Raw genomic sequence first — 19,729 nt, forward strand, 5'->3', positions numbered from 1 at the left:
CGCTGACAGCGACCCCGGACTCCAGCACAATCGGCCGCCCCGGCACACACGCGAGGAGGCTTCGTGGGGCGCCCGGAACACCCCGTCAACCCCACCGACGGCCCACTCCCCGCTTTCGCCCACGACCTGCGCGCCCTGCGCGAGAAGGCAGGCGGCCGCAGCTACCGCACCCTGTCCCGCAAAGCGGGGTATTCGGCCTCAGCCCTGTCCGCAGCCGCCCGCGGCTTGGAACTCCCCACCCTGGCCGTCACCCTGGCCTACGTCGGCGCCTGCAACGGCGACCCGATCGAGTGGACCCACCGCTGGCAGGAACTTTCCACAAAACTCGCCAGCTCCGCCGAACCCCACCCCGCCGCTCCCGCGCCCAACACCGCCCACTCCTCCGACTCCCCCACTCCTCCCGCGCCCTCGTCCGTCCCCACCTCCGCCACTCCTCCCGCGCGAAATCTCTCGACCTCCCCCACCACCTCACCGCCCAACCCCGCGCTCTCCCCCACCACCCCGCCCACTCCCCCCTCCCTCTCCACCCCCGCCGCCCTCGCCCGCTGCCGCAGCCTGCTCAACGCCGTCCGCCGCCACTGGATCGACGCCGAGCTCATCCCCTCCCTCGCCGTCACCGGCCGCTTCCCCAGCCAGCTCACCGAGTACCGCCGCGGCCGCGACACCCACCTCCCCCTGCCACCCACCGAACCCCGCCGCCTGCTCACCGAAGCGGGCACCCTGACCATCGTCGGCGCCCGCGGCGTCGGAAAGACCTTGCTACTGCTGGAGATCGCCCGCGCCCTGCTCGACGACTGGCCTGCCGACCCCGACCAGCCCATCCCGGTCGTACTCCCGCTGTCCTCCTGGTCCCCGCGCGCGGGCGACCTGGAGACCTGGGTGGTCGAGCAGCTGCTGCAGCTGTACAATGTGGACCGCGAGCTCGGCTGGGCCTGGGTTGGCCAACGGCGACTGCTGCTGTTGCTGGACGGCCTGGACGAGGTGCCGCCGGAGCACCGGGACTCCTGCGTGGCCGCGATCGAGGAGTACCGGCACGCCAGGGGCGCGACCTTCCCGCTGGTGCTGACCTGCGGCACCGACGTCTACACCGCGCTGACCACCGCGCCGCGCACCCGCCGGGTGGTCGAGGTGCGGCCGCTGACCGTGGACCAGGTCGCCCGCCACCTCGCCGCGGCCGGGCCGGAGCTGGCCGGGTTGCGCACGGCCCTGGCCGCCGACCCGGGACTCGCCGAACTGGTCACCACCCCGCTGTTCCTGGCCGTGGCCAGCGTGGCCTACCGCGGCCGGACCGCGGCGGCCGTGCCCACCGGAGTCGAGGTCGAGCGGTGGCGGGCGGAGGTGCTCGCCGACTACGTGGCCCGCCGCCTGCACGACGGCGCCCGCCCGCACCCGACCCGGTTCAGCGAGCCGCAGACCGCCCGCGTCCTGTCCTGGCTGGCCACCACCATGACCGCCCGCAACCAGACCGTCTTCCTGCCCGACCGCATGCAGCCCGACCTGCTCACCCGCCGCTGGCACCGCTGGCTGGTCAGCCCCGGCCTGGCCCTGCTGGTCGGCCTGGTCACCGCGCTGTGCTTCGGCCTCTCCGGCGGCTGGGCCCTGGAGCTGATCTCCGGCGACACCGACGACCCACGCACCCGCGGCCTGGTGGCCACGGTGATCGGCGGCCTGGCCACTGGACCACTGATGGGCTGGCAGGTCCTCGGCACCCGCATCGAACCGCTGGCCCCGCCCCGCCAGTCCGCCCCGGCCTGGCGCCGCACCATCCGCCACGCCGCACTGTGCGCCCTGGCCGGAACCGTGGTCGGACTCCTGCTCGGCTCCTGGTTCGGCGAGCTCACCGCCCAGCAGACCCTGGGCGTGTCCAGCTTCCTGATCGTCGGCATCTCCGGCTCCCTGCTCGGCTCCGCCGCCGGCGGCGCGGTCCTCGGCCTCACCGCGGGCCTGGCCGTCGGCGTGCTCACCGGCCTGGAACAACAGGCCACCATCCGACCCGCCCAACCCGGCATCGGCATGCGCGACACCGCCCGCACCGCCCTGCTCGCCGGTGTCCTCGGCGTCCTGCTCGGCGGCCTGGCCTACGGCCTGCTGCTGGGCATCCCGCTCGGCGTGGTCGTCGCCCTCCGCCTGGGCGGCGGCGCCTGGCTCCGCCACTGGACCCTGCGCCTGCTGCTGTGGCGCGAGGGCGCGATCCCGTTGCGGTTCCTGGACTTCCTGCACCACGCGCACAGAACTTGCCTGCTCAACGAGATCGGCGGCGGCTACAAGTTCACCCATCCCCTGTGCCAGCGGCACTTCACCGTCCGTAATGTGGACCAATGGCCAGCGATCCAGCCCTGACCTACCGCGGCGCCCTGCGCATCCTCGGCAAACACAACCGCCCCTGGCTGGAGAAGCTGGACAAGGCCCTTGGCGGCATCATCCTGGCCGCTCCGGCGGCCGGACTGATCGACCCGATCACCGCGCTGGCCGCGCTGTGGGGCTGGGTGGACCAGAAGAACGAGGCGATGAACCAGCTCCAGCGGACGCTGGACTCGGCAGCGGACTCCCGCACCGGCGGCTACGAACGCCACCAGCTGATCGCCGCCGCGCACACCACCCTGGTGGCCGCCGCCTTCTTCGAGACGCTGCGCGAGCAGATCGGGGAGAAGAACTACCAGGCCCTCAAGGTCAGCCGGTTCGAGGAGGAAATGCTGGTCACCGGCCGACTCCGCGAAGACGGCGAGAAGCTGGTCAACCTGCTCTGCCAGGCCCCGGTGCGCGCTCCCGGCACAGCAGGCGGCTTCGAGGAGAACTGCGCCGCGGTGGCCAGCTGGCTCACCCACATCGCCTCGCGCACCTATGACCTGCTGTCCCGGCTGACCCTCTGGCGCACCCTCGACATCCCCCTGGGCGGACTCCCCGAGCGCGCGCTGGAACGCTACCGCGGCCTCTACCTCCGGCTGGCCGCCGACGTGCCCGAGTTCCTGGTCTGGGCCTCCTTCGGCGAATACGCGGCCATCCGCGACGAGGTCACCGGCACCCGCCGCGACCTGCTCGCCGCACTCAACCACCACGGCACCGCCTTGCAGCGCCTGGAAACCCTGCTCACCCTCACCTCCGGCACCCAACAGCCGAACGACCTTTGCCAGGCCGTGCACCGGGCCAACCGCGGCGCGCTGCGCGAGCTGGTGGTCCCGGTCGACTCCGCGCACCACTGGGGCTGGGCCGAGGACATCGTCTTCCCCGCCATCGAAGAGATCTACGTCAACCCGCGCTACCGGATCGCCACCCAGCACCACTCGCAGGAGATCCCGTGGCCAACGCTGGCCGTGCACAGTGACCTCGACCTGCGCCTGACCGCCCACCTGACCAGCCCGGAAAGCACCGCCATCCCGCTGCTGGTGCTCGGCCACCCCGGCGCGGGCAAGTCCACCCTGACCAAGGTCCTCGCCGCCCGGCTGCCCGCGACCAGCTACACCGTCGTCCGGGTTCCGCTGCGCCGGGTCGACGCGGAAGCCCCGGTCTACGAACAGATCCAGCAGGCCCTCAACCAGGGCACCCACGGCCGCGTCGACTGGGCCGACCTGGCCAGGCAGAGCCGCGACACCGTGCGCGTGGTCCTGTTCGACGGCCTGGACGAACTGCTGCAAGCCTCGGCCACCCCGCGCTCCGGCTACCTCCAGGAGGTGGCCGACTTCCAGCGCCGCGAGGCCGACCAGGAGCACCCGGTGGTCACCATGGTCACCTCCCGCACCACCGTGGCCGACCGGGTGCGCATCCCCACCGGCACCCCGGTGATCAAGCTGGAGGACTTCGACGAGGCCCAGGTGCGGTCCTGGCTCCGCGTCTGGCACCAGGCCAACCCGGCAGGCGGCCTCAGCGCCGAGGACGCGTTGCGCCACCTGGACCTCACCGGCCAGCCCCTGCTGCTGCTCATGCTCGCCCTCTACGCCGCCGACCCCGACTCCCCCGGCCTGGACGCCGACCTCTCCCGCGCCGCCCTGTACCGCGAGCTGTTGCACAGCTTCGTCCGCCGCGAAGTGTCCAAAAAGGACACCCCGCCGGACACCGAACAGTTCCAAGAAGCCATCCGCGACCAGCTCTGGCGCCTGTCAATCGCCGCCCTCGGCATGTTCAACCGGGGCCGCCAGGACATCACCGACACCGAGCTAGGTGCCGACCTCGCCGCCCTGTCCGAAACAGCGGTCCGCGCCGACCTGGGCCGCCGAACCATCGCCGAGTTCTTCTTCATCCACTCCCCCGAGGCCAGAACCCACCAACTGGACGAACACCAACGCCACTACGAGTTCCTGCACGCCACCTTCGGCGAATACCTGGTCGCCAGCCAGGTCCTCATCGAGCTGGACGAACTGGTCAGCACCAGCGGCCGCTACGGCCTCGCCGACGACCCACTGTTCGCCCTGCTCTCCCACCAGCCCCTAACCGTCAGCCGGTCGACGATCACCTTCATCCGCGAACTGGCCGACGAACGCCCCGCCGAGGGCCGCGTCCGCATCACCCGCCTGCTGGACAAGGCGTTCACCGGCTACCGCCAGCGACAGGGCTCGACCCGCTTCGCCGACTACCGCCCCCAGCCGGTCGACCACCTCCGCGAACTGGCCGCCTACTCCGCCAACCTGATCCTGCTCCGGGTCCTGTTCGCCGCAGACGACACCCCGGTGCCGCCCAACTGGCAGTCCACAGTGGACCTGTGGCGGGCCGGGCTCGGCTACACCGCCTGGGTGGCCACGATCGACGCGCTGAAACCGACCGAGCTAGGACTGTTCTGCCCCAGATTGGGATTCAGGGTGGTGTCCACCGGGCTCGCCGAAATCACGCACGCCCGTTTGGCCGGTGACCGGCACCGCGAAGCCCTGCTCCGGTTCGGCGCCTCTGCGCTGGAGGGCCTCCACTACGCGACCAAGGACACCCGGTGGGACCACGCCCTGTTCAGCAGCCTGCTCGGCTCGCTGCACTCGACCGAGCTCGTGCAACTTTTCCTACCTGACCTTCCCGAAGGGCCACTACTCGAGAGCGTCAAGATCAGCGAATTGCTCAGTCGGCTGCTGCTCGACATCCGGCTCCAGGCCTCCTACCCGGATATCCGGGTCCTCGTCCAATGGCTCCTGGAGTTCCATCAGGTGGTCGAACTCGCCCCACACGCGCTCGCCGCGGCGATCTCGGCCCATCCGAAATTGCTGGCCGAGTTCCCCGAACTCCGCGAGCCTCGCCGATACACCGACAGCGCGGCCGCCTCCGCCGTGCTCCTGTACGAGCGGGAAAGTCCTGGCGACGAAGGCGGTGCGCTGCTGACAGAACTACGTGAGCAGCTACCGGAACCCGACCTGATGAACGCGCTCGCGGAACTGCTCGCGGACAGTCCGCGGCAAAGCGAGCCCAGAATCACCAGAATGCACCGCCCGGAGCGGTGACCGGCTCAGTCCTCGGTTCTCGGCCGCACTATGCAGTCCGGCCCCGGCGTCATGATCGACTCATGCCCGTCCACCCCCCGCACCCGGTACGGCGGCGCCCCATCCCCGCCCAGTACCTCAACCACCTCAACCACCCGGTTGCTGTTCCCCACAACCCGGCCGTGCACCGTGATCCGATCCCCGACGCTGGCGCGCATCCTGACTCCCTCGATGTGAGCGTTCGCATTCAGCATCGCCCGTGACACCCTGGCACCACATGCCCTCATGGGGTGAAAGTGCTGGTCAGACAACTTGTGTGTGCACGCACCTCAGCGCAGGGTGTCCCACGACCGGCGGAGCTGGGTGAGGCGTTCGTCCAGGTAGGCGGCTGTCGCGCGGGGGCCGGTGGGCAGGACGCGCAGGGTCAGCTCGATGGCGGTGGTCCAGAGTTGTTCGACCAGGTCGAGGTAGGGCAGGGCGGCCAGGTCGGCCGGGGTGAGGTGGCGGACCTCGTCGTAGCCCTGCTGGAAGTACTCCCACAGGTCGGCGCGGCTGGAGCGGTCGAAGCGGTACAGGCGGACGTGGTCCCAGGCGCGCCAGCCGGGGCCGGCCAGGTCGAAGTCGTAGAAGGCGAAGCGGCCCTGCTCGTCGACCACCACGTTGTCGATGCTGACGTCGCCGTGGCAGATGCCGAAGTCCAGGTCCTGGCCAGCCAGCTCGGACAGGCGGGCGCGGCAGGCGGCGGAGACCTGGGTGAGCAGGGTCTTGTCCGCGCGCTGCGGGCGGTGGCCGCGGATCAGCGCGACCGGTTCCTCCAGGGTCCGGCGCAGGTCGTACGGACGCGCGCCCTCGGTGACCTCGAAGCCGGTGGTGGCCTCGTGCAGCCAGGCCAGGGCGCGGCCGAACTCGCGGTAGTTGGTGGAGGTGAACGGACGGCGCGGCTGCTCGCCCGGCACGTACTCGGTGACCAGCACGCACCGCGGTCCGGCCGGGGTGGTGAGCACGCCGCAAGGCTCGCCATCGCGCCGGGGCACCGGGCGGGAGACCGCGGCACCCCGGTCGGCCAGGTGGGCCAGCAGCGCGGCTTCCCAGGCGACCTGGGGACCGGTGCGCCAGCGGATGCCGTACACCTTGATGACATAGCGCCGGGACTGGTGGTTGACCAGGTAGACGTCGTTGGTGTGCGAGCGGACCAGCCGTGGCCGGGAAGCGCCCGAAAGCCCATAGTCGTCCAGCAGCGCGTTGATCGCGGCGAGATCGACCCTGGCCATCGGGGCGCTCACACAGCTACTTGGTTTCCTCGCCGTTGCCCTCGGCTGGTTTGTCGTCCTTCGGCGCCTCGGCCGCCGGCTCCTCCACCGCGGGCAGCAGGGCCTCCAGCGCGGCACCGGTGATCCGGCGGAACTTGCGGCGCGGACGGGTCCGCTCCAGCACCGCGACCTCCAGCTGCTTGACGCCCAGCACCCTCGGCTTGTCAGCGGCCGCGGCGGCCGAACCGGCGCGCGCGGGCGCGGCCGCGGTGGCGGTGAGCGCCTTGACCGCGATCGGCACCGCCTCGGCCAGCTCCATGCCCTCGCGGAAGGCGTCCTTCATCGCGGTGTTGATCGCCTCGGCCTGGCCGCCCATCACCATGTAGTTCGGCTCATCGCTGATCGAGCCGTCGTAGGTGAGCCGGTAGAGCTGGTCGGACTCGGCGGTCTCGCCGACCTCGGCCACGCAGATCTCCACCTCGAACGGCTTGAGCTGCTCGGTGAAGATGGTGCCCAGCTGGGAGGCGTAGGTGTTGGCCAGCGCCCGCGCGGTGACGTCCCTGCGGTCGTAGGCGTAGCCGCGCACGTCGGCGTAGCGGATGCCCAGCGTGCGCAGCGCCTCGAACTCGCTGTAGCGGCCGACCGCGGCGAAGCCGATCCGGTCGTAGATCTCGGAGACCTTGTGCAGGGTGGTCGAGGGGTTCTCCGCCACGAACAGCACACCATCGGTGTAGGTCAGCACGACCACGCTGCGGCCACGGGCGATGCCCTTGCGGGCCAGCTCCGACCGGTCCCGCATCACCTGCTCGGCGGAGGCGTACAACGGCATCGTCACGGTGGTAACTCCCGGCTTGAGGATCGACGACAGGGCTGGTTACGGGGGACGGCTCAGCCGCCGGGGTTGGCCATCCGGCCTTGCACGACGGCCTCGGCCACGGCCTTGGTGGACTCCTCGGACCACTTCACCGCACCCGCTTCGGCGGTGATGGTCACGACCATCGGGTAGATCCGCCTGGTCAGGTCGGGGCCACCGGTGGCGGTGTCGTCGTCGGCCGCGTCGTAGAGCGCCTCGACCGCGGTGCGCACCGCGGTGTCCACGTCGGCGGCGGGGTCGAACTTCTTCTTCAGCGCGGACTTGGCGAACACCGAGCCGGAGCCGATGGCGTGGTAGCCCTGGTGCTCGTCGGCGCGGCTGCCGGTGATGTCGTAGGAGACGATCCGGGCGGCCCGCTCGGGGTCGGCGGCCTCGGGGTCGTAGCCGACGAACAGCGGGATCGCGGCCAGGCCCATCATGGCCGCGTCCAGGTTGCCGCGCACCATGGTGCCGAGCTTGTTGGCCTTGCCGTCCAGGGACAGCGAGACGCCCTCGATCTTCTCGTAGTGCTCCAGCTCCACCGCGAACAGCCGGACCAGCTCCACGGCCAGCCCGGCCACGCCCGCGATGCCGACGGCCGAGTAGTCGTCGGTGACGAAGACCTTCTCGATGTCCCGCTGCGCGATGACGTTGCCCTGGGTGGCCCTGCGGTCGCCGGCCAGCAGCACGCCGCCCTTGAAGGTGGCCGCCACGATCGTGGTGCCGTGCGTGATCGGACCGGTCACCGGCGCCTCCGGCAACCCACGCCGGCCCGGCAGCAGGTCGGGCGCCGCCTGTCCAAGGAACTCACTGAAGGACACCGCCCCCGGCGCGAAGTAGGCAGGGTGCAGGGCCGCGCCCGGGTAGTTCCGGGCCGACGTGTTCTCCATCGGCTGTCTTCGTCTCCTGGTGTGCGGTGTGCGCGGCTAGGACACATACGGACGAGCGGGGCTACTGCCCGCCCTTCTGCACGTAGGCGCGCACGAAGTCCTCGGCGTTCTCCTCCAGGACGTCGTCGATCTCGTCGAGGATCGCGTCCACGTCCTCGCCGAGCTTCTCCCGGCGTTCCTGACCAGCGCCGCCAGCTCCGGCCGACTCCTCGTCGCCGTCGCCGCCGCCCTGCTTCTGGACCTGCTCCTGTGCCATGTCGCCTCCCCGTTGGTTGGCCTGTCCGCAACATTACCGACCATGACCGACAAGGTGGAGAGACCGGTCAGGTCTGTAACCAAGAAGATCAACGACGGGTGAGCTGACGAACCAGCTCCTCCGCGGTGTCCGATGCTTCCAACAAGGCTCCGACGTGCGCTTTTGTTCCCCGGAGCGGCTCAAGGGTGGGAATCCGGACCAGCGAGTCCCGGCCCAGGTCGAAGATCACCGAGTCCCAGGAGGCGGCCGCCACCTCGGTGGGGTAGCGCTCCAGGCAGCGGCCCCGGAAGTAGGCGCGGGTGTCCTCCGGCGGCGCGGTGATGGCCGCGCGCACCTCCTCCTCGCTGACCAGGCGTTTCATCGAGCCGCGGGCGACCAGGCGGTTGTAGAGGCCCTTGCCGAGGCGGACGTCGGAGTACTGCAGGTCGACCAGTTGCAGGCGCGGGGAGCCCCACTGCAGGTTGTCCCTGGCCCGGTAGCCCTCCAGCAGCCGCAGCTTGGCCGGCCAGTCCAGCCGGTCCGCGCAGCTCATCGGGTCCCTGGCCAGGTCGTCGAGCACCTCGCCCCAGGTCTTGAGCACGTGCGTGGACACCCGGTCGGCGCCGTTGCGCTCGATGTGCTCGGCGGCCCGCTCGTGGTAGGCGTACTGCAGGTCCAGGCCGCTGAACTTGCGCCCGCCCGCCACCTCCACCTTGACCTTGAGCGTGGGGTCGTGGCTGATGGCGTGCACCGCGCGCACCGGGTCGGCCAGCCGCAGGTCGTCGAAGCGGCGGCCGGACTCGATCATGTCCAGCACCAGCGCGGTGCAGCCCACCTTGAGGTAGGTGGAGTACTCGGCCAGGTTGGCATCGCCGATGATCACGTGCAGGCGGCGGTACTTGTCCGCGTCGGCGTGCGGCTCGTCGCGGGTGTTGATGATGCCGCGCTTGAGCGTGGTCTCCAGGCCGACCTCGACCTCGATGTAGTCCGAGCGCTGGGACAGCTGGAACCCGGCCTCCTCGCTGGCCGCGCCGATGCCGACCCGCCCGGAGCCGGTGATCACCTGCCGGGAGACGAAGAACGGGGTGAGTCCGGAGATGACGGCGGTGAACGGCGTGCTGCGCGCCATCAGGTAGTTCTCGTGGGTGCCGTAGCTGGCGCCCTTGCCGTCGATGTTGTTCTTGTACAGCTGGAGCTGCGGCTGGCCGGGCACGGTGGCCGCCTTCATCGCGGCCTCCTCCATGATCCGCTCGCCAGCCTTGTCCCAGACCACCACGTCGCGGGCGTTGGTCAGCTCGGGCGTGGAGTACTCCGGGTGCGCGTGGTCGACGTAGAGCCGCGCCCCGTTGGTCAGGATGACGTTGGCCGCGCCGAGGTCCTCCACGTCGTGGTCGGCGGGCGCCCCGCCGGGCGGGCCCAGGTCGAAGCCGCGGGCGTCCCGCAGCGGGGACTCCACCTCGTAGTCCCAGCGCGCCCGCCGGGCCCTTGGTATGTCGGCCGCCGCCGCGTAGGCCAGTACCACCTGGGTCGAGGTGAGCACCGGGTTGGCCGAAGCGTCGCCGGGCACGGAGATGCCGTACTCGACCTCGGTTCCCATGATCCGCCGCATACCGGCAGCCTACGGGGTGAGACGGACAGTGACGTCAGCCTGGCGAGTAGATCGTGTCGATACTGCTGCCGAGCCTGCCGATGTCGGCGCCGTAGACGTGCACCGAGACGGCCAGGGTGGACCCGGAGTTGCGCACCAGGTGGATGTCCCGCTCCGGCGGCACCAGCGCGGAGACGCTGCCGGCCTGGTTGGTCACCACGTCCCGCCGGTGCAGGCTGCGGCTGCGCGGGTCCAGGTCGAAGCGGACCTCTTCCTCCACCCCGCGCAGCACGCCGACCACGCACCAGCAGCGGTGGTTGTGGATCGGGGTGCGCTGGCCGGGCAGCCAGACCAGGGAGACCACCGAGAACCGGCCGCCGGGGTCGACGTAGACCAGGTGCTGCCGGTAGCTCTCCGGTGAGGGCAGCAGGTGCGCCGGGGCGAGCACCCTGGGCTGGGTGAGCAGCTCGCCGAGGCAGCCGGCCACCTCGGTGGCGATCCGCTGCGGCTGGGCGCCGCTGCCGACGATCTTGTCCACTCGGCGGGTGAAGGCGCACATGGCGCGGGTCCGGATCGGTCGGAGCTCGGCTGCGGAAGTCATGGGGAAAGTGTTTCGGCGAATTCGGCGCCTGGTCCAACAAGCATTGCGCACACCGGCCCAAAGCTGGGCTTATACCCGCAGTCCGCACCTATGGCGGGCTGATTCGCAGCCGGAATCCGTGGTAGGGAAACAGAATGCTGGAACTACGACACCTGCGGGTGCTGCGCGCTGTCGCCCGTACCGGGTCGTACTCAGCGGCCGCGGTGCGCCTCGGCTACACCCAGCCCGCGATCAGCCAGCAGATGAAGGCGCTGGAACGGCTGTGCGGCACGCCGCTGGTGGTGCGCTGCGGGCGCAAGATGCGGCTGACCGAGGCCGGCACGGAGCTGGTGCGGCGGGCCGGGCTGGTGCTGGCCGAGGTGGCCGCGGCCGAGCGCGCGGTGGCCGAGCTGGCCGGGCGGCGGGCCGGACAGGTGCGGCTGGTGGTCTTCCCCAGCGGCAGCGCGACGCTGGTGCCGCCGGTGGCGGCCCGGATCGGCCGGGAGCACCCTGACATCCGGCTGTCGCTGACCGAGGCCGAGCCGCCGGAGTCGGTGGAGCTGCTGCGGGCGGGGGAATGCGATCTGGCGCTGGCCTTCACCTATCCGGGCGAGCCGGAACCGGCGGAGACACCGGGGCTGATGACGGTGCGGCTGTTCACCGATCCGCTGGTCGCGCTGCTGCCCGCCGGGCACCGGCTGTGCGCCGCGCCGGAGGTGGCGCTGTCGGACCTGTCCGGGGAGCACTGGATCGCCGGGTGCGCGCGCTGCCGGGAACACCTGGTGCACGCCTGCGCGGCGGCCGGGTTCCGCCCGGACATCACCTTCGCCACCGATGACAACCTGGCGGTGCAGGGCCTGGTCGCGGCCGGGCTGGGGGTGGCGGTGGTGCCGGAGCTGATGCTCAACGCGGTGCGGCGGCCGGATGTGTGCGTGCGACCGCTGCGGCCCGCGCTGTGCCGCGAGGTGTTCCTGTGCACCTGGCCCGACCTGGCCAGGGTGCCCGCGATCGGGCTGACCGTCGCGGCGCTGCGCCGGGCGTGCGCGAGGTCATAACTGCCGGTCGTGGCGGTGCCCGGCCCCGGCGACGAGACTGGCCGGGTGTCTTCGGGTGATGAGCTGGTGGCGATCTACGACGAGTCCGGCGCCGAGGTGGGCAGCGCGCCGCGGCGGGTGATGCGGGCCGAGGGGCTCTGGCACGCCAGCACCGCGATCCTGTTGCGCTCCACCGACGGCGAACGGGTGTACGTGCACAAGCGCAGTGACACCAAGGACATCAACCCCGGCTGCCACGACTGCTGGGCGGGCGGTGTGGTCGGCGCCGGCGAGGATCCCGCGCTGTGCGCCGAGCGGGAGCTGGCCGAGGAGCTGGGCGTCTCCGGGGTGCCGCTGCGGCACCTGTTCACGCTGCCGTTCGTGGTGCCGCCGGTGCGCGCGCACCAGTACGCCTACGAGGCATTCTCCGACGGCCCGGTGACCCACCAGGCGGAGGAGGTGGTCTCCGGCGAGTGGATGTCCTTCACCGAGCTGCGCAAGCGCCTGGAGGACCCGGACTGGCCGTTCGTGGACGACGGCCGCGCGCTGATCCAGCACTGGTTCACCCACCTGAGGAGCTGACCCGTTGCGCGAGCTCGCGACCGCCCTGAACGCTGACGACATCACCGTCGAGGCCTGGGCGGGCTGGATCCTGACCAGCTGCACCGTGCCCACCGACTCCTACCCGGTCCGGCTGGACATCCTGGCCGACGCCACCACCCCGCCGGAGCGGATCTCCTACCTGCTGCCCTCCGGCGCGGCCAACTTCACCGGCAGCTTCTTCACTCCGCGCGAGCACAACCTGGCCCAGCACCTGCGCGAGCACGGCAGCCTGGTCATCGGTGTCACGCCGAGGGAGGACGCGCTGCCCAGCGCCACCGAGGCGGCCACCGCGGCCATGGGCCTGAGCCAGCACAGCGCCGACCTGGCCAGGGTGGTCGAGGCGGTGGACGCGGTGCTGCGACTGCCGTTCGAGGTGATCGGCCACTCCGGCGGCGCGGCCACCGCCCTGGACTTCGCCGCCAAGGACACCTCCACCCGGCTGGACCGGATCGTGGTGCTGGACAACGTCGGCCCGTACACCGACCCGGCGCTGATCGCCGACGCGAAGGGCTCGGTGGCCGCGTTCCAGGCCGCACTGGCGGCAGGCAGGCTCGGCCTGGACGGCGTCACCGGCATCCTCGCCCTGTACGACCGCCCGCAGCACGAGCCGACCGAGACCCCGCGCCCCGGCGGCCACCCCGGCAACTTCACCGTCGGCGGCCAGCTGCACCACCACCTGATCCGCACCGCCCACCTGGCCCTGCCGTTCCGCCTCGTCTACCACGAGAGCCATTTCGCGGGCACCTATACCTTCGCCGAGAACCCGGCCGAGGACAGCTGGGAACTGCACCACACCCCCGCGGCCCGCTACCGCCAGGCCCTGCGCGCCTACGGCAGCGGCGTGATCCCGTTCGCCTTCATCCGCGACACCGCCGCGATCTGGTGCGGCGACACCTCCGTGCACCACCTCGACTTCGCCAACATCCGCGCAAAGGTGTTGTGGCTCAACACCACCAAGGGCATGGGCGACCACCCCAACGGCGCAGGTCTCATCCGCGCCGGCGGCAACCCCCACGTCACCTACCGCGTCATCGAAGGCTACGGCCACCACGACCCCACCCTGGGCGCCAACGCCTCCCGGGACATCTGGCCCCTCCTCACCACCCACTGACCCCACGAAGCCGAGGAGCCAGCGCGGCGAGTTGGCCGCGCTGGCCACTTCCGCCGCCGGGGGTGGGCAGCTCGGCCGCCGCGTTGGCCGTTGCGGCACGCAACGTTGGTCGCAGCGGGCGAGCTTCGTCCACGAGGGCGGGTCAGGGGGCGGCTTGGGCCTTGGCCAAGAGCACGGGGTCGTGGGCGCTGACTACTTCGACCGCGGGATTGGTGCGCAGCTCGGCCAGGCGAGATCTGTTGTGGTGCAGGCGTTCGCGGTCCACGGCCAGCAGGGTTTCCTGGAAGCGGTGCAGGGTGGGACGCCAGCCCGTGGCGGTGAGGGCGCTGTGGTGGAAGAAGGCGTCACCCGCGTGGAAGAGCCAGGTGTCGCCCCGGTTGACCGCGTAACCCGCGTGCCCCTTGGTATGGCCGGGCAGCGGGATGAGGATCAGGCCCGGCGCGATGTCGTCCAGCGAGGTGGCCGCGGGGAAGCCGAACCAGGAGTCGCCGGCGGGCTCGTGAGTGGTGATCTTGGGGCCGTGTGACCAGTGGGTGCGGTGGTAGCGGCGGCGTTCCTTGGCGGTACTGGGCTGTTGGGCGGCTTGCCACTCGGCGGCGGTGGTGTGGACCTGGGCGTTGGGGAAGTCGGCCAGACCACCCGCGTGGTCGAAGTCCAGGTGGGTGAGCAGGATGTGCTGTACGTCCTCCGGCGCGTGCCCAAAGGCGCGCAGCTGGTGAACGGCGGTCTCAGCCGGGTCCAGGGCGGGTTTGGTGAGCCGCCGGGTGAAGCCGATGCGGCCGGCCGGGTCCTCGATGTCCTTGAGGCCGAAGCCGGTGTCGACGAGGACCAGGCCGTTGGTCGTTTCCAGCAGCAGGACGTGGCAGACCAGCGGAGTGCGCATGTGCATGCTGCCGCAGTTGAGGTGATGGATCTTCATGCCGTCAGCAGCCTCGGGTCGGGGGTGTGGGTGCGGTTGTCCGCCGCGCGGAGCAGGAGGACGCGGTTGCGGAGGTGGGACTTCATGCCAGCGACTTTCGGTCGGGAGCCAAGCCCGCGGTGCCCGCTGGGCGAAACACAACGCGGAACGGGAGGACGCGGTTGCGGAGGTGGGACTTCATGCCAGCGGCCTTCGGTCGGGAGCCAAGCCCGCAATGCCCGCTGGGCGGAGCACAACGCGGAACGGGACGACACGGTTGAGAAGGCGGCGAGTCGCGCCAGTGACCTCCGGCCGGCAGCCGTAACCAGAATCCCGACCATGCAAAGGAAAGGCGCAACGTGACCACGCAGTCGCGGCGGTGCAGATTCACGCCAGGGACCTCCGACCTGGGGCCGTGACCGCGACACCCGCCGCACGGGGCAATGCGCGAAACGGGATGACGCGATTGCGGTGGCGGCGAGTCATGCCAGCGGCCTCGGTCGCGAGATGTGGCCGCGGGACCGGCTTCGCCGAGCGCCGGGCGGGCTGGGGTGCTGCCAGCGAGGTGGTGGGGCCTCGTGGCGTCAGCGGACGGGGGTTGGCGGGGGTGGTCGTGGTGACCGGCGAGCTGGGCAAGGCGCGGACCGGGACGGTGCGGCTGGGGGATGGGGCTTTGTGACAGTGGCTGCCTTGGGGCGGGACTTGGTCGCGGTTGTCCGCCGCGTCGAGTGGGACGCGGGGCGGGACGGCGCGGTTGTGGGGGTGGGGAGTCATGCCGGCGGTTGGTGGTTGGGAGGCGTGGCCGCGGTACCGGGTCCGGTGAGTGGCGGGTGGGGGCTCATGTTGTCAGCAGTCTGGGGTCGGGGGGTGTGCCTGCGGTGCTTGCCGCGCCGAGCAGGGCGCGGGTCAGGGTGAGGAGGTCTTTGGGGTTTTTCTTGTTCAGGGTGGCGAGGAGTTGTTTGAGGACGGTCAGCTGGTCGAAGTAGATGCGTTCAGTGACCAGGTTCTCGTGTTCGTCGAAGAGGAAGTAGGCGGTCATGCGGGTGCGGTGGCGGCCGCCTGTTGGGGGGATCTTGCCCAGGGGACCCAGGTGGGTGCCGGTTAGCCAGAACTCGACGACGACCGCGTCCGCGGTGTGGCGTAAGGCGAGGATCTCGTGGTCCTGGTCGGGGAAGGCGGTTCTGGTGTCGCGGTAGTAGCCGCGGACGGCCGCGTCGCCGTCGTGGACCGTCATCGAGGCGATCAGCTCGTAGTGCGGGTGCGGGAACGTGGCCAGCACCTCGTCCCACTGGTGCGCGACCTCGTCGTGGAAGTGGTCCAGGACCAGCTTCTCCCTGGCGCGCAGGACGTCCTCGGGCGGTAGGACGTACGCGGTCATGGCTTGGCTCCGCTCTTTGGGTAAACCTACGGTGTAGATATGGACAAGGTAGACCTACGGTGTAGGTTTTGTCCAATGAGTGGTGGAGAGGGTGGCGAGGGAGTGGCGGGTGCGCCGCGGCGAGGGCGGCCTCGGCGGGGGGCACCCACGTTGAGCAGGGACGCGATCGTGACCGAGGCCATCGCCATGGCCGAGGAGGAAGGGGTGGACGCGCTGGCCATGCGCGGGCTGGCCCGGCGGCTGGGCGTGGACCCGATGAGCTTGTACAACCACGTGGACAACCGGGAGGCGCTGCTCAACGCCATCGCCGAGCACGTGCTGTCCACCCTGCCGCTGCCGCCGCTGACCGGCGAGCTGGGCCCGGACGTGCGCGCCATCGCGCACGCCTTCCGCCAGGCCGCGCTGCGTCACCCCAACTGCGCGGCCCTGGTGCTCACCCGCCAGCTCAACTCCTTCGCCGCGCTGGGCCCGACCAACGCGGCGCTGGGCGTGCTGACCACCGCGGGCTTCTCCGCAGCTGACGCGGTGCACGGCATGCGCGCGGTGCTGGCCTACGTGGTGGGCAGCCTGCTGCGCGAGGCCTCGGCAGGTCCGACCTTCAGTGGCGCGAACCTCGGCGGGGTGGAGGAGCGGCTGGCGCGGCTGCTGGCCACCAAGCAGCCGCACGTGGTCGGCGCGGCCGGGCACCTGGCCACCTGCGACCACCTGGCCGAGTTCGACTTCGGACTGGACCTGCTGGTCACCGGCCTGACGGCGGCCGCAAGCCGTGTAGCAGGATCGTGAGGTAGCGCTCGGCGGCGGCCTCGGGCTCCGGGCTGTTGGCGGCGGCGTGCAGGACGCCGCAGAGCAGGCGGCGCAGGTCCTCGGCGTCCACCTCGGCCGTGAGCCGGCCGTCCTGCCTGGCGCGGCGCAGCAGCTCGCCGGTGGCCGCGTCCAGCCTGCGCTTGCGGTCGGTGGTGCCGGCCCCGGCGTCCTCCTCGGTGACCATCACCTCGGCCAGGCCCGGTTCGGCCAGCGCCATGGCGACCGCGGCGCGGGCCAGGCGGGTCAGCGCGGTCCAGGCGTCCGGCTCCGCGGTGGCCGCCTCGACCTCGGCCAGCAACTGCTCGAACCGGTTGTCAGCGAGGGCCTCCAGCAGGGCTTGGCGGGTGGGGAAGTTGCGGTAGACCGTGCCCACCCCAACACCCGCCTGCCTGGCCAGCTCGTTGAGCTGCAAGGAGAGGTCACCGGCGGTCATGGCCGCGCGAGCGGCGGTCAGCACCCGCTCGCGGTTGCGCGCGGCGTCGGCGCGCAGCGGCTTCCGGTCGGTCACCACCCGATGCTAGCTGATGAGCTATCCGGTTAAGCCTCACTCACCGCGCTGGTTGAGCGCGTACCTGGTGCCGTCCTGGTCCTCGAACATCGACCACCAGCCCCAGGGCTGCTTGACCGGCGGATCCGGGAAGCTCACCCCGCGCTCGGTCAGCTCGGCGTAGGTCTGCTCGATGTCCGCGCAGGTGAAGAACACGTTGGAGTGCGGAAGCTCCTCGGGCACCGCGCGGTCGGCCGGGTGCTGCGGACCCTTGCCGTCCAGCACCAGCGACACCGCGCCGTCCGGCGACATCACCTCCAGCCAGCGCGCGCCCTCGCCGTAGGCGGCGTCGGTCACCACGCTGAACCCCATGCGCTCCACCCAGAACTCCTTGGCCGTGTCGCAGTCGCGCACGGTCAGCACCACCTTGCTCACGCCAGTGATCATCACGAACCCCTCTCATATATCCACAGTGGATACAACGAGGGTGGACTGTATCCTGCGGAGGTGAGTTCCGCAAAGGCACTGCCGCCGCTGACCCCGGCCGCCTTCCAGGTGCTGCTCGCGCTGGCCAGCGGCGCCCGGCACGGCTACGGCGTGATGGCCTTCGTCGAGGAGACCACCGGCGGCACGGTCAAGCTCGGCCCCGGCACGCTCTACCGGACGCTGGCCCGCCTGGTCGCCGACGAGCTGGTCACCGAGACCGAGGCCGCCGACCCGCAGGCCCCGCACGACGCCCGCCGCCGCTACTACGAGCTCACCGCGCTCGGCCGCGAAGCGGTGCGGCAGGAGGCGGAACTGCTCGCCGCGCTGGTCGAGGCGGCCCAGCGCGCGGGCCTGCTGACCAACCGGCGGTGCGCGTGAGCACCCGCCCCACCGGCTTCGCCCCGCACCTGTTCGTCAAGGACACCGAGGCGGCGATCGCCTTCTACACCAAGGTCTTCGGCGCGCACGAGCTGTGGCGCAACCGCCTGTCCGACGGCACCATCCTCTTCGTCGAGCTGGCTTTGGGCGACCACCGCCTGCTGGTCAGCGAGGAGACCCCGTCGCTGGACGCGCTGGCCCCGACCACCATCGGCGGCAGCCCGGTGCAGCTGCACGTGGAGGTCGAGGACGTGGACCGGGTGTACCGGCTGGCGCGCTGGGCCGGGGCGGCGGAGGAGATCCCGCTGCAGGAGGCGTTCTGGGGCGAGCGGTTCTGCGCTTTCCGGGACCCCTTCGGCCACCGCTGGGCGGTCTCCACCGGCCGCGAGCAGCTCAGCCCGGAGGAGATCTACGCGCGGACGCCGCCGGAGGTCTGAAACACCGCGCCCGGCCGGGCCACCTCGACCGGCCCCCGGTACTCCCCCGCCGCCCTGGCCCGCGCCGCCTCCGGGTCCGTGCCCGGGTGCAGGTGGGTGAGCACCAGCCGCCGCGCCCGGCCCTGCTCGGCATGCCTGCCCGCGTCCTCCGGGGTCATCACGCTGGTGAACGGGCGGCTGGTCGGTGCGGACAGGAACGCCTCGCACAGGAACAGGTCCGCGTCCGCGGCCAGTTCGGTGATCGCCGGGCAGCTGCGCGAGTCCCCGGTGTAGCCGAGGACCTCGCCCCCGGCCTCGGCGCGGAGCCCGAAGGCCGGCATGCCGTGCTGCACCGCGATCGCGGTCAGCCGCAGCCCGCCGACCGCGTGCGCGGAGTTGTCAGTCAGCTCCGTGATGGCCAAGAACCGGTGCAGCTCTTGGGGATCCTCGTCCAGCTGGGTCAGCAGGTGACCGGTCAGGCCGGGCGGGCCGAACACCGGCAGCGGCCCGCCGCCCGGCGGACCGTAGGCCAGGGCGTGGAAGGCGGCAGGCAGGTCGCCGCAGTGGTCGGTGTGCAGGTGGGTGATCCACACCGCGTCCAGGGCGCGCAGCTCGGTGTGCCGCAACAGCTCCGGCAGGGTGCCGGTGCCCGCGTCCAGCCAGGTCCGGCGGCCTGCCGCGGTCAGCAGGTATCCGGAGCAGGGCTCACCCGGTCCCGGCCAGCCGCCGGAGCAGCCCAGCACGCGCAGTTCCACGCCGGAGATCCTGCCCGAGTACTCCCCTGGTTGTATCCCGATTTGTCAGCCACGGCCGGACGAGATCCGCGCGCGGCCCGGACACGCTGTGCCCCATGGACTTCACCCGCACCCGCCTGGCCGCCTACCTGCTGCCGCTGGGCCTGTTCTTCGCCGCGATCAACACCGGCGTCATCTTCCTGGTGCACGCCGAGTACGCCTCCTGGCGGCACCTCACCCCGGTGGCGCTGGACCCGGTGCACCACGCCTGGTCCGGCACGGTGTTCGCGCTGGTCATCCCGCTGGCCGTGGTCTCGGCGGTGCTGGCCGTGGTCATGCTGTTCCTGCGCCACCCGCGGCTGCCCTGGTCGAGCGTGCTGGCCGGGGCCGGGCTGCAAGCGGTGATCATGGCGACCAGCATCCTGATGTGGCCGCGCTGGCAGGAGGAGATCGGCCGCACCGAGGTGCTGGGCGCGGCCTATGAGTCGATCATGGACACGCACTGGCTGCGGGTGGCGCTGATGACCGCCTACAGTGTGCTCGTGCTGGCCCAGACGCTTGTCCTCGTGCGCAAACCGGCATGAGCTGGCGGTCGGTTCCGCTCAACCTAG

General features: G+C 71.3%; 21 protein-coding genes. 9 read left to right on the forward strand and 12 right to left on the reverse strand.

What is annotated here, in order from left to right; all coding sequences use genetic code 11:
• Positions 1-63 precede the first annotated feature (63 nt).
• Both N8J89_RS27535 and N8J89_RS27540 read left to right on the forward strand, forming a co-directional pair.
• The gene (locus tag N8J89_RS27535; RefSeq protein ID WP_283659912.1) at positions 64-2,340 is read left to right on the forward strand and encodes an NACHT domain-containing protein; all 2,277 of its coding nucleotides are present in this window, start codon (positions 64-66) and stop codon (positions 2,338-2,340) included.
• Positions 2,319-5,414: an NACHT domain-containing protein gene (locus N8J89_RS27540; RefSeq protein WP_283659913.1), complete on the forward strand. Its 3,096-nt coding sequence runs from the start codon at positions 2,319-2,321 to the stop codon at positions 5,412-5,414. Before N8J89_RS27535 ends, N8J89_RS27540 begins: the two co-directional genes overlap by 22 nt.
• Before the next feature lie 5 nt (positions 5,415-5,419).
• On the opposite strand, the gene N8J89_RS27545 is transcribed toward N8J89_RS27540, so the two are convergent.
• The 7 genes from N8J89_RS27545 to N8J89_RS27575 all read right to left on the reverse strand — a co-directional run bounded on the left by N8J89_RS27545 (position 5,420) and on the right by N8J89_RS27575 (position 10,810).
• Positions 5,420-5,680, reverse strand: a complete 261-nt coding sequence (locus tag N8J89_RS27545; protein WP_502868502.1) for a DUF1918 domain-containing protein — start codon at positions 5,678-5,680, stop codon at positions 5,420-5,422.
• Positions 5,681-5,722: 42 nt separating this feature from the next.
• Positions 5,723-6,676, reverse strand: coding sequence for a phosphotransferase enzyme family protein (locus tag N8J89_RS27550; protein ID WP_283659915.1), 954 nt, complete (start codon positions 6,674-6,676; stop codon positions 5,723-5,725).
• A 4-nt stretch (positions 6,677-6,680) separates the two neighbouring features.
• Positions 6,681-7,478 (reverse strand): proteasome subunit alpha, encoded by a 798-nt coding sequence (gene prcA / locus N8J89_RS27555; protein ID WP_283659916.1) that lies wholly within the window; start codon positions 7,476-7,478, stop codon positions 6,681-6,683.
• A 53-nt stretch (positions 7,479-7,531) separates the two neighbouring features.
• On the reverse strand, positions 7,532-8,386 hold the full coding sequence (gene prcB / locus N8J89_RS27560) for a proteasome subunit beta (protein ID WP_283659917.1): 855 nt from the start codon (positions 8,384-8,386) through the stop codon (positions 7,532-7,534).
• Between the two features lie 61 nt (positions 8,387-8,447).
• Positions 8,448-8,642, reverse strand: a complete 195-nt coding sequence (locus N8J89_RS27565) for a ubiquitin-like protein Pup (protein ID WP_283659918.1) — start codon at positions 8,640-8,642, stop codon at positions 8,448-8,450.
• Positions 8,643-8,730: 88 nt separating this feature from the next.
• Complete coding sequence (gene dop / locus N8J89_RS27570; RefSeq protein WP_283659919.1) at positions 8,731-10,230, reverse strand: depupylase/deamidase Dop; 1,500 nt, start codon at positions 10,228-10,230, stop codon at positions 8,731-8,733.
• A gap of 34 nt (positions 10,231-10,264) precedes the next feature.
• A complete protein-coding gene (locus N8J89_RS27575; RefSeq protein ID WP_283659920.1) occupies positions 10,265-10,810 on the reverse strand; it encodes a cysteine dioxygenase family protein in 546 nt (181 codons plus the stop codon).
• A 134-nt stretch (positions 10,811-10,944) separates the two neighbouring features.
• Here N8J89_RS27575 and N8J89_RS27580 point away from each other — a divergent pair, with 134 nt between their 5' ends.
• From N8J89_RS27580 to N8J89_RS27590, 3 genes are read left to right on the forward strand one after another with little or no spacing between them, the layout of a single operon-like run.
• Positions 10,945-11,844: a LysR family transcriptional regulator gene (locus N8J89_RS27580; RefSeq protein ID WP_283659921.1), complete on the forward strand. Its 900-nt coding sequence runs from the start codon at positions 10,945-10,947 to the stop codon at positions 11,842-11,844.
• Positions 11,845-11,889: 45 nt separating this feature from the next.
• Positions 11,890-12,405, forward strand: coding sequence for an NUDIX hydrolase (locus tag N8J89_RS27585; protein WP_283659922.1), 516 nt, complete (start codon positions 11,890-11,892; stop codon positions 12,403-12,405).
• Between the two features lie 4 nt (positions 12,406-12,409).
• A complete protein-coding gene (locus N8J89_RS27590) occupies positions 12,410-13,537 on the forward strand; it encodes a hypothetical protein (RefSeq protein WP_283659923.1) in 1,128 nt (375 codons plus the stop codon).
• Positions 13,538-13,679: 142 nt separating this feature from the next.
• Here N8J89_RS27590 and N8J89_RS27595 read toward each other — a convergent pair whose 3' ends face one another.
• On the reverse strand, positions 13,680-14,456 hold the full coding sequence (locus N8J89_RS27595; RefSeq protein ID WP_283659924.1) for an MBL fold metallo-hydrolase: 777 nt from the start codon (positions 14,454-14,456) through the stop codon (positions 13,680-13,682).
• A gap of 817 nt (positions 14,457-15,273) precedes the next feature.
• On the reverse strand, positions 15,274-15,813 hold the full coding sequence (locus N8J89_RS27600) for an ester cyclase (protein WP_283659925.1): 540 nt from the start codon (positions 15,811-15,813) through the stop codon (positions 15,274-15,276).
• A gap of 168 nt (positions 15,814-15,981) precedes the next feature.
• Here N8J89_RS27600 and N8J89_RS27605 point away from each other — a divergent pair, with 168 nt between their 5' ends.
• Entirely contained in the window at positions 15,982-16,596 is a 615-nt protein-coding gene (locus N8J89_RS27605) for a TetR/AcrR family transcriptional regulator C-terminal domain-containing protein (protein WP_283659926.1), read from the forward strand.
• Here the strand turns inward: N8J89_RS27605 and N8J89_RS27610 are convergent.
• Complete coding sequence (locus N8J89_RS27610) at positions 16,553-17,125, reverse strand: TetR/AcrR family transcriptional regulator (RefSeq protein WP_283659927.1); 573 nt, start codon at positions 17,123-17,125, stop codon at positions 16,553-16,555. The two genes, N8J89_RS27605 and N8J89_RS27610, sit on opposite strands and share 44 nt — an antisense overlap.
• Positions 17,126-17,161: 36 nt before the next feature.
• A complete protein-coding gene (locus tag N8J89_RS27615) occupies positions 17,162-17,551 on the reverse strand; it encodes a VOC family protein (RefSeq protein ID WP_349497405.1) in 390 nt (129 codons plus the stop codon).
• A gap of 60 nt (positions 17,552-17,611) precedes the next feature.
• Between N8J89_RS27615 and N8J89_RS27620 the strand changes: the two genes are divergently transcribed.
• Positions 17,612-17,968: a PadR family transcriptional regulator gene (locus tag N8J89_RS27620; protein WP_283659929.1), complete on the forward strand. Its 357-nt coding sequence runs from the start codon at positions 17,612-17,614 to the stop codon at positions 17,966-17,968.
• A complete protein-coding gene (locus tag N8J89_RS27625; protein WP_283659930.1) occupies positions 17,965-18,405 on the forward strand; it encodes a VOC family protein in 441 nt (146 codons plus the stop codon). Before N8J89_RS27620 ends, N8J89_RS27625 begins: the two co-directional genes overlap by 4 nt.
• Here N8J89_RS27625 and N8J89_RS27630 read toward each other — a convergent pair.
• On the reverse strand, positions 18,378-19,139 hold the full coding sequence (locus tag N8J89_RS27630) for an MBL fold metallo-hydrolase (RefSeq protein WP_283659931.1): 762 nt from the start codon (positions 19,137-19,139) through the stop codon (positions 18,378-18,380). The genes N8J89_RS27625 and N8J89_RS27630 overlap by 28 nt on opposite strands.
• A 95-nt stretch (positions 19,140-19,234) precedes the next feature.
• Between N8J89_RS27630 and N8J89_RS27635 the strand changes: the two genes are divergently transcribed.
• Complete coding sequence (locus tag N8J89_RS27635) at positions 19,235-19,702, forward strand: hypothetical protein (RefSeq protein ID WP_283659932.1); 468 nt, start codon at positions 19,235-19,237, stop codon at positions 19,700-19,702.
• Positions 19,703-19,729: the final 27 nt, after the last annotated feature.

Source organism: Crossiella sp. CA-258035 (genome assembly GCF_030064675.1).
In the GTDB taxonomy this organism is placed as follows: Bacteria; Actinomycetota; Actinomycetes; order Mycobacteriales; family Pseudonocardiaceae; genus Crossiella.